Below are 9648 nucleotides of genomic sequence, written 5' to 3'. Positions count from 1 at the left end.
CCAGGCAACCCCGCCCCCTGCGTCCGCACTGCCGCACGGCGGCGGCCCGGACCTCCCTCACGGGAATCCGGGCCGCCGCCCGTCCGGTGGCGCCGTCACACCGCCACCGGAACCTCCGGCGTCGCGCCGTTCGTCGCCGGCGAGAGCGCCAGCTCCAGGACCTGTCGGACGTCGGTCACGGCGTGGACGTCGAGCCCGTCCAGCACCTCGGCGGGGACGTCGTCCAGGTCGGGCTCGTTGCGCTTGGGGATGATCACGGTGGTGATCCCCGCCCGGTGCGCCGCGAGCAGTTTCTGCTTCACCCCGCCGATCGGCAGCACCCGCCCGGTCAGCGAGACCTCGCCCGTCATGGCCACGTCCGTACGGACCGGGCGCCCGGACAGCAGCGAGGCCAGGGCGGTGGTCATCGTGACGCCGGCGCTCGGGCCGTCCTTGGGCACCGCGCCCGCCGGGAAGTGGATGTGCGCGCCCCGCTCCTTCAGGTCGCCGACCGGAAGCTCCAGTTCGGCGCCGTGGGAGCGCAGGAAGCTCAGCGCGATCTGCGCCGACTCCTTCATCACGTCACCCAGCTGACCGGTCAGGGTGAGCCCGGCGGCGCCCGTCTCCGGGTCGGCCAGGGACGCCTCCACGTAGAGGACGTCACCGCCGGCGCCGGTCACCGCGAGCCCGGTGGCGACACCGGGGACGGCGGTGCGGCGCTCCGCCGGGTCCTGGGCGGACTCGGGCACGTGGCGCGGCCGGCCGAGCAGTCCGCGCAGGTCACCGTCCATGACGGTGAACGGCAGCTCCCGCTCGCCCAGTTCGTGCTGGGCCGCGACCTTGCGCAGCAGCCGCGCGATGGACCGCTCCAGGGTGCGGACGCCCGCCTCGCGCGTGTACTCGCCGGCCAGCCTGCGCAGCGCGCCGTCGTCGAGGGTGACCTCGTCGGTGGCGAGCCCCGCGCGCTCCAGCTGGCGCGGGAGCAGATGGTCGCGCGCGATGACCACCTTCTCGTCCTCGGTGTAGCCGTCCAGGCGGACGATGTCCATCCGGTCCGCCAGCGCCTCCGGGACCGCCTCCAGAACGTTGGCGGTGGCGAGGAAGACGACGTCCGAGAGGTCCAGCTCGACCTCCAGGTAGTGGTCGCGGAAGGTGTGGTTCTGCGCCGGGTCCAGCACTTCGAGGAGGGCGGCGGCCGGGTCGCCCCGGAAGTCGGAGCCCACCTTGTCGATCTCGTCGAGCAGCACCACCGGGTTCATCGACCCGGCCTCCTTGATCGCCCGCACGATCCGGCCGGGCAGCGCGCCGACGTACGTGCGCCGGTGGCCGCGGATCTCGGCCTCGTCGCGGACGCCGCCGAGGGCGACCCGGACGAACCTGCGGCCCATCGCGTGGGCGACGGACTCGCCGAGGCTCGTCTTGCCGACGCCGGGCGGGCCGACGAGGGCGAGCACGGCACCGCCGCGGCGGCCGCCGACGACGCCGAGTCCGCGCTCGGCACGCCGCTTGCGCACCGCCAGGTACTCGGTGATGCGCTCCTTCACGTCCGTCAGGCCGGCGTGCTCGCCGTCGAGCACGGCCCGGGCGCCCTGGATGTCGTACGCGTCCTCGGTGCGCTCGCTCCACGGCATCTCCAGGACCGTGTCGAGCCAGGTGCGGATCCACGAGCCCTCGGGCGACTGGTCGGAGGAGCGCTCCAGCTTGTCGACCTCCTTCAGCGCGGCCTCGCGCACCTTCTCCGGCAGGTCGGCGGCCTCGACGCGGCTCCGGTAGTCGTCGGAGTCCTCGCCCTCCTGCTCACCGTTCAGCTCGCGCAGTTCCTTGCGTACGGCTTCCAGCTGACGGCGCAGCAGGAACTCGCGCTGCTGTTTGTCGACGCCGTCCTGGACGTCCTTGGCGATGGACTCGGCGACGTCCTGCTCGGCGAGGTGGTCGCGCAGCTGCTGGGTGGCGAGCTTCAGCCGGGCCACCGGATCGGCGGTCTCCAGCAGGGCCAGCTTCTGTTCGGTGGACAGGAACGGTGAGTAACCGGAGTTGTCGGCGAGTGCGGAGACGCCGTCGATGGCCTGGACGCGGTCGACGACCTGCCAGGCGCCGCGCTTGCGCAGCCAGGCGGTGGCGAGCGCCTTGTACTCGGTGACCAGCTCGGCCACCTGGCCGGGCACCCGCTCCGGCACGGTCTCGTCGATCCGGGTGCCCTCCACCCACAGCGCGGCGCCCGGCCCGGTCGTGCCGGCGCCGATCCGCACCCGGTCCCGGCCCCGGATCAGGGCGCCCGGGTCGCCGTCGGCCAGCCTGCCGACCTGCTCGACCGTGCCCAGGACGCCGGTGGCGGCGTAGGTCCCGTCGATGCGTGGCACCAGCAGGACCCTGGGCTTTCCGGTCTCCGACGTGGCGGCGGCCTGGGCGGCCTCCACCGCGGCGCGCACCTCGGAATCGCTCAGGTCCAGCGGGACCACCATCCCGGGCAGCACGACCTCGTCGTCGAGCGGCAGCACAGGCAGGGCGAGCGGTGTGGACTCAGCAGCCATGATCTCCCCTTCGGCACTCAAGTTGAGCTATGCCGACTCAATGCTTCTGAGCCTGTGATTGTTCCCGGACTGCGCCCGCCCACGTTCGCTCTCAGCGATCACCCGCCGGCCCGGGACGGATCGGCGCCGTCGGTGCCGCCCGGAACCCCTGAGCCCGGCCGGGACCGCCCGGATCCGCCGTGACGACACGAGACGGCGGGAGGTGCTCCGCCGAACGGGGAGTGCTGCCAGGATGAACACATGTCCACCCCCTACGACATTCCCGAAGTCCCCGAAGTCCTGGACCGCCGCGAGGGCCCGTACGGGGAGGTGGCGCTCCGCCGGCACGGGAGTCTGCTGCAGATCATCGCGAACGGCTGCTTCCTGATGGACACCTCCGACGGCCGCTCGGAGCGCCGGCTGGTCGACGCCGCCCTGGCCGCGCTCGACGCCGCCGACACCCGCGCGGGGCACGGTCCGCGCCAGGACCCGCACGTCCTCATCGGCGGACTCGGCGTCGGTTTCTCACTCGCGCACGCCGCCGCCGCTCCCCGCTGGGGCCGCATCACGGTGGTGGAGCGCGAACCCGCCGTCATCGACTGGCACCGCGCGGGCCCCCTGGCCGAAATCTCCGCGAGCGCCCTCGCCGACCCGCGCACGGAAATCGTCGAGGACGACCTGGTGGCGTACGTCAATGAGACGTTCGACACGTTCGACGCGCTGTGTCTCGACATCGACAACGGCCCCGACTGGACCGTCACCGAGGACAACGGAGGGCTCTACTCCCCCACCGGACTCATGGACTGCGCAAGGGTGTTGAGACCGGACGGGGTGCTCGCGGTGTGGTCCGCCCAGCCGTCGGCGGATTTCGAGAAAACCTTGCGGAATGCCGGGTTCCGGCAGGTGCGTACCGAAGAGATCCCGGTTGCCCGGGGCGTACCGGACGTCGTGCATCTCGGCGTCCGCCCTGGATAGCAAAGCCGTGGTGACTCCCCGTACGCTGCTGCACTGACGCCGATCATTCAAGCGTCAATCGCAGTCATGCGCAGAGACGGATTCACCCCACGGATTCCGGAAAGCACACTTCAGGGGCGGGCGATGGAGCAGACACACACCTCCCACAACGGCACGGCGGCGACCACCCCGGGCGCACAGCGCCGGGTCCTGGTGGTCGAGGACGATGCGACGATCGTGGACGCCATCGCGACCCGCCTTCGCGCCGAGGGATTCCTGGTGCAGACGGCGGGTGACGGTCCGTCCGCCGTCGACACGGCGGAGGCCTGGCAGCCCGACCTGCTGATCCTCGACATCATGCTGCCCGGTTTCGACGGGCTGGAGGTCTGCCGGCGCGTGCAGGCCCAGCGGCCGGTGCCGGTGATGATGCTGACCGCGCGCGACGACGAGACCGACATGCTGGTCGGGCTGGGCGTCGGCGCCGACGACTACATGACCAAGCCGTTCTCCATGCGGGAACTGGCGGCACGGGTGCATGTGCTGCTGCGCCGCATGGAGCGGGCGGCCCTGGCGGCCACCACCCCGCGCAGCGGCATCATGCGCCTGGGCGAACTGGAGATCGACCACGCGCAGCGCAGGGTGCGGGTGCGCAGCGAGGACGTCCATCTGACGCCCACCGAGTTCGACCTCCTGGTGTGCCTGGCGAACACGCCCCGCGCGGTGCTCTCCCGTGAGCAGCTGCTGGCCGAGGTCTGGGACTGGGCGGACGCCTCCGGCACCCGGACCGTCGACAGCCACATCAAGGCGCTGCGCCGGAAGATCGGCGCCGAGCGCATCCGTACCGTGCACGGCGTGGGCTACGCCCTGGAGACGCCGACGCCATGAGCGACGGGCCGGCCGCACGGAGAGGCCCCGGGGATCCCGGTCCCTGGGGCGGTGTCCGCCCGTTCTCCATCAAGACCAAGCTGGGTGCGCTGGTCGTCATCTCGGTGCTGATCACCACCGGGCTGTCGATGATCGCGGTGCACACCAAGACGGAGCTGCGCTTCATCACGGTCTTCTCGATGATCGCCACCCTGCTCATCACCCAGTTCGTGGCGCACTCCCTCACCGCGCCACTGGACGACATGAACGCGGTGGCCCGGTCCATCTCGCACGGCGACTACACCCGCCGGGTGCGCGAGAACCGCTGGGACGAGCTGGGCGACCTGGCCCAGACCATCAACGTCATGGCCGACGAGCTGGAGGCCCAGGACCACCAGCGCAAGGAGCTGGTGGCCAACGTCTCGCACGAGCTGCGCACCCCCATCGCGGGTCTGCGCGCGGTGCTGGAGAACATCGTCGACGGCGTCACCGAGGCCGACCCCGAGACCATGCGTACGGCACTGAAGCAGACCGAGCGGCTGGGGCGTCTCGTGGAGACGCTCCTGGACCTGTCCCGTCTGGACAACGGGGTCGTTCCGCTGCGGCGGCAGCGGTTCGAGGTGTGGCCGTATCTGTCCGGCGTGCTCAAGGAGGCCAACATGGTCGCCTCCGCTCGCGCGGGCATGACCACCGGCTCCGGCGGCCACACGCGCAAGGACGTCCATCTGAGCCTCGACGTCTCACCCCCGGAACTCACCGCGCACCTCGACCCGGAGCGCATCCACCAGGTCGTCGCCAACCTCATCGACAACGCGGTCAAGCACAGCCCGCCGCACGGCCGGGTGACGGTCAAGGCGCGGCCCGGACCTCAGCCGGACTCGCTCCAGCTGGAGATCCTGGACGAGGGGCCCGGCATTCCGCGGACCGAGTGGCACCGCGTCTTCGAGCGGTTCAACCGCGGCAGCGTCAATCTGCCGCACGGTCCGGGCAGCGACGGAGGCACCGGTCTCGGCCTGGCGATCGCCCGCTGGGCCGTCGATCTCCACGGCGGACGCATCGGGGTGGCCGAATCCGAGCGGGGCTGTCGCATTCTCATCACCCTTCCGGGAGTCTCCCCCTCGTCGGGTTGACGTAGGGTGCCAAGCGGAGCCACAAGATCCATGTACGTTCGCGCTGACGGACAGGTGTGATCAGCACAGGTTCGGGCGCAGGCCCGTGCCACGAGTGCGCCGGGTCGCGGCCGAGCCGTTCCCGGCGCGCCCCGACAATGCGGAACCACGCTTGTTTCCCGCCATTTCCTGCGCCGAAACACCCTCTGAGATGTGACTTGCACGACGTTGAACGGGCCCGGACTGACCTTCTCGGTCGGGGAGGCGTAGCCTTAATTTCCGCTGTCCATCATCTTGTGAAGCGGAAGAGGGCGGTTGACGCCGTGTCGCCACAGTCCCCCAGTAACTCGAGCATCTCGACCGACACCGACCAAGCGGGCAAGAACCCTGCCGCGGCCTTCGGTGCCAACGAGTGGCTCGTCGACGAGATCTACCAGCAGTACCTCCAGGACCCGAACTCGGTCGACCGGGCCTGGTGGGACTTCTTCGCCGACTACAAGCCGGGCGCCCCTCAGGGCCCGGCTCCGGTGAACAACGCGGCAACGGGGACCGCCGGCACGAGGACGGCCGCGTCGGCCACCCCGGCCCGGCCCGCCACCGCGCCCGCGGCACCCGCTGCCCCGCAGCCCGCCGCCGCGCCGCCGGCTGCCCAGCCGGCCGCGAAGGCCCCGGCACCCGCTCCGGCGAAGGCCGCTCCGGCCCCCGCCAAGCCTGCCGCCGCCGAGCCGGCCGCCGCGAAGTCGCAGGCCTCCCGGGCGAAGCCCGCCGACGAGGCCAAGCAGGGCCCCGAGCAGCTGACGCTGCGCGGCCCGTCCGCGGCCGTCGCGAAGAACATGGACGCCTCCCTGGAGGTGCCCACGGCCACGTCCGTGCGCGCGCTCCCGGTGAAGCTCCTGTTCGACAACCGCATCGTCATCAACAACCACCTCAAGCGTGCCCGTGGCGGGAAGATCTCCTTCACGCACCTCATCGGCTACGCGATGGTCCAGGCCATCAAGGCGATGCCGTCGATGAACTGGCACTACGCGAAGGTGGACGGCAAGCCCACCCTGGTGAAGCCGGAGCACGTCAAGTTCGGCCTCGCCATCGACCTGGTCAAGCCGAACGGCGACCGCCAGCTGGTCGTCGCGGGCATCAAGAAGGCCGAGACGCTGAACTTCTTCGAGTTCTGGCAGGCCTACGAGGACATCGTCCGTCGCGCCCGCGACAACAAGCTGACGATGGACGACTTCACGGGTGTCACGGTCTCGCTGACCAACCCCGGCGGCCTCGGCACCGTCCACTCGGTGCCGCGCCTGATGCCGAACCAGTCGGTGATCCTGGGCGTCGGCTCCATGGACTACCCGGCGGAGTTCCAGGGCACCAGCCAGGACACCCTGAACAAGCTCGGCATCTCGAAGGTCATGACGCTCACGTCGACCTACGACCACCGGGTGATCCAGGGCGCCGCCTCCGGCGAGTTCCTGCGCGCCGTGGCGAACCTGCTGCTGGGCGAGAACGGCTTCTACGACGACATCTTCGAGGCGCTGCGCATCCCCTACGAGCCGGTGCGCTGGCTCAAGGACATCGACGCGTCCCACGACGACGACGTCACCAAGGCCGCCCGCGTCTTCGAGCTGATCCACTCCTACCGGGTCCGCGGCCACGTCATGGCCGACACCGACCCGCTGGAGTACCGCCAGCGCAAGCACCCCGACCTGGACATCACCGAGCACGGGCTCACCCTGTGGGACCTGGAGCGCGAGTTCGCGGTCGGCGGTTTCTCGGGCAAGAGCCTGATGAAGCTGCGCAGCATCCTCGGCGTGCTCCGCGACTCGTACTGCCGCACCACCGGCATCGAGTTCATGCACATCCAGGACCCGAAGCAGCGCAAGTGGATCCAGGACCGCGTGGAGCGCACGCACTCCAGCCTGGAGCGCGAGGAGCAGCTGCGCATCCTGCGCCGGCTGAACGCCGCGGAGGCCTTCGAGACCTTCCTGCAGACCAAGTACGTCGGTCAGAAGCGCTTCTCCCTGGAGGGCGGCGAGTCCGTCATCCCGCTGCTCGACGCCGTGCTGGACTCGGCCGCCGAGTCCCGTCTCGACGAGGTCGTCATCGGCATGGCCCACCGCGGCCGGCTGAACGTGCTGGCCAACGTCGTGGGCAAGTCGTACGCGCAGATCTTCCGCGAGTTCGAGGGCAACCTCGACCCGAAGTCGATGCACGGCTCCGGCGACGTGAAGTACCACCTGGGCGCCGAGGGCACCTTCACCGGTCTCGACGGCGAGCAGATCAAGGTCTCCCTGGTCGCCAACCCCTCCCACCTGGAGGCGGTGGACCCGGTCCTGGAGGGCGTCGCGCGCGCCAAGCAGGACATCATCAACAAGGGCGGCACGGACTTCACCGTCCTGCCGGTGGCGATCCACGGCGACGCGGCCTTCGCGGGCCAGGGCGTGGTGGCCGAGACCCTGAACATGTCGCAGCTGCGCGGCTACCGCACCGGCGGCACGGTCCATGTCGTCATCAACAACCAGGTCGGCTTCACCGCGGCGCCCGAGTCCTCGCGTTCCTCCATGTACGCGACGGACGTGGCCCGCATGATCGAGGCCCCGATCTTCCACGTGAACGGCGACGACCCGGAGGCCGTGGTCCGCGTCGCGCGGCTGGCCTTCGAGTTCCGCCAGGCGTTCAACAAGGACGTGGTGATCGACCTCATCTGCTACCGCCGCCGCGGTCACAACGAGTCGGACAACCCGGCGTTCACGCAGCCGCTGATGTACGACCTGATCGACAAGAAGCGCTCGGTGCGCAAGCTGTACACCGAGTCCCTCATCGGTCGCGGCGACATCACCCTGGAAGAGGCCGAGCAGGCGCTGCAGGACTACCAGGGCCAGCTGGAGAAGGTCTTCACCGAGGTCCGCGAGGCGGCGGCCCAGCCGACGGCCGCCGAGCCCTCGGAGCCGCAGGCCCAGTTCCCGGTGGCCGTGAACACGGCGGTCACCTCGGAGGTCGTCAAGCGGATCGCCGAGTCGCAGGTCAACATCCCCGACCACGTCACCATCCACCCGCGTCTGCTGCCGCAGCTGCAGCGCCGGGCGGCGATGGTCGAGGACGGCACGATCGACTGGGGCATGGGCGAGACCCTCGCGGTCGGCTCGCTGCTCCTGGAGGGCGTCCCGGTCCGGCTGTCCGGCCAGGACTCGCAGCGCGGCACCTTCGGCCAGCGCCACGCGGTCGTCATCGACCGCGAGACGGGCGACGAGTTCACGCCGCTGCTGTACCTGTCCGAGGACCAGTCGCGGTACAACGTCTACAACTCGCTGCTCTCCGAGTACGCGGCGATGGGCTTCGAGTACGGCTACTCGCTGGCCCGCCCCGACGCGCTGGTGATGTGGGAGGCGCAGTTCGGCGACTTCGTCAACGGCGCGCAGACGGTCGTGGACGAGTTCATCTCGTCGGCCGAGCAGAAGTGGAGCCAGACCTCCGGTGTGACCCTGCTCCTGCCGCACGGCTACGAGGGTCAGGGCCCGGACCACTCCTCGGCCCGTCCGGAGCGGTTCCTGCAGCTCTGCGCGCAGAACAACATGACGGTCGCGATGCCGACCCTCCCGTCGAACTACTTCCACCTCCTGCGGTGGCAGGTGCACAACCCGCACCACAAGCCGCTGGTCGTCTTCACCCCGAAGTCGATGCTGCGCCTGAAGGCCGCGGCCTCGAAGGCGGAGGAGTTCACCACGGGCCAGTTCCGCCCGGTCATCGGCGACGACTCGGTCGACCCGGCCGCGGTCAAGAAGGTCGTCTTCTGCGCCGGCAAGGTCTACTACGACCTCGAGGCCGAGCGGAAGAAGCGCGGCGTGACGGACACGGCGATCCTGCGCATCGAGCGCCTGTACCCGCTGCCGGGTACCGAGCTCCAGGCGGAGATCAAGAAGTACCCGAACGCCGAGAAGTACCTGTGGGCCCAGGAGGAGCCGGCGAACCAGGGTGCCTGGCCGTTCATCGCGCTCAACCTGATCGACCACCTCGACCTGGCGGTCGGCGCCGACGTCCCGCACGGCGAGCGTCTGCGCCGCATCTCGCGCTCGCACGGCTCGTCCCCGGCGGTCGGTTCCGCGAAGCGGCACCAGGCCGAGCAGGAGCAGCTGGTGCGTGAGGTGTTCGACGCCTGACGGACTCCTGAGCGACGCCGTCATGGGTCGTAGGCCGTACGTGACCGGGCCGCACCCCCACTGTGGGGGTGCGGCCCGGTCCGT

At 70.4% G+C, this 9648-nt stretch carries 5 protein-coding genes; 4 read left to right on the top strand and 1 reads right to left on the bottom strand.

Annotated features, from left to right (window positions below):
* Positions 1-95: 95 nt before the first annotated feature.
* A complete protein-coding gene (gene lon, locus ACFWVE_RS18085; RefSeq protein WP_384014831.1) occupies positions 96-2510 on the bottom strand; it encodes an endopeptidase La in 2415 nt (804 codons plus the stop codon).
* A gap of 240 nt (positions 2511-2750) precedes the next feature.
* Between lon and ACFWVE_RS18080 the strand changes: the two genes are divergently transcribed.
* From ACFWVE_RS18080 to ACFWVE_RS18065, 4 genes are all read left to right on the top strand, one after another.
* The gene (locus tag ACFWVE_RS18080) at positions 2751-3464 is read left to right on the top strand and encodes a spermidine synthase (protein WP_384014828.1); all 714 of its coding nucleotides are present in this window, start codon (positions 2751-2753) and stop codon (positions 3462-3464) included.
* 123 nt (positions 3465-3587) lie between these two features.
* Positions 3588-4328, top strand: a complete 741-nt coding sequence (locus tag ACFWVE_RS18075) for a response regulator transcription factor (RefSeq protein WP_384014826.1) — start codon at positions 3588-3590, stop codon at positions 4326-4328.
* Positions 4325-5437: an ATP-binding protein gene (locus ACFWVE_RS18070; RefSeq protein WP_384014823.1), complete on the top strand. Its 1113-nt coding sequence runs from the start codon at positions 4325-4327 to the stop codon at positions 5435-5437. Before ACFWVE_RS18075 ends, ACFWVE_RS18070 begins: the two co-directional genes overlap by 4 nt.
* 302 nt (positions 5438-5739) lie before the next feature.
* Positions 5740-9564 (top strand): multifunctional oxoglutarate decarboxylase/oxoglutarate dehydrogenase thiamine pyrophosphate-binding subunit/dihydrolipoyllysine-residue succinyltransferase subunit, encoded by a 3825-nt coding sequence (locus ACFWVE_RS18065; RefSeq protein WP_384014821.1) that lies wholly within the window; start codon positions 5740-5742, stop codon positions 9562-9564.
* Positions 9565-9648: the final 84 nt, after the last annotated feature.

It is taken from the genome of Streptomyces sp. NPDC058632, from assembly GCF_042717095.1.
Taxonomy (GTDB): domain Bacteria; phylum Actinomycetota; class Actinomycetes; order Streptomycetales; family Streptomycetaceae; genus Streptomyces.
The sequence above is the reverse complement of the archived record's forward strand: the minus strand, read 5'-3'. Positions and strand labels throughout refer to the sequence as shown.

Coding starts and splice junctions, on each gene's coding strand:
- lon (WP_384014831.1), bottom strand. CDS start 2,510: ATGGCTGCTGAGTCCACACCGCTCGCCCTGCCTGTGCTGCCGCTCGAC.
- ACFWVE_RS18080 (WP_384014828.1), top strand. CDS start 2,751: ATGTCCACCCCCTACGACATTCCCGAAGTCCCCGAAGTCCTGGACCGC.
- ACFWVE_RS18075 (WP_384014826.1), top strand. CDS start 3,588: ATGGAGCAGACACACACCTCCCACAACGGCACGGCGGCGACCACCCCG.
- ACFWVE_RS18070 (WP_384014823.1), top strand. CDS start 4,325: ATGAGCGACGGGCCGGCCGCACGGAGAGGCCCCGGGGATCCCGGTCCC.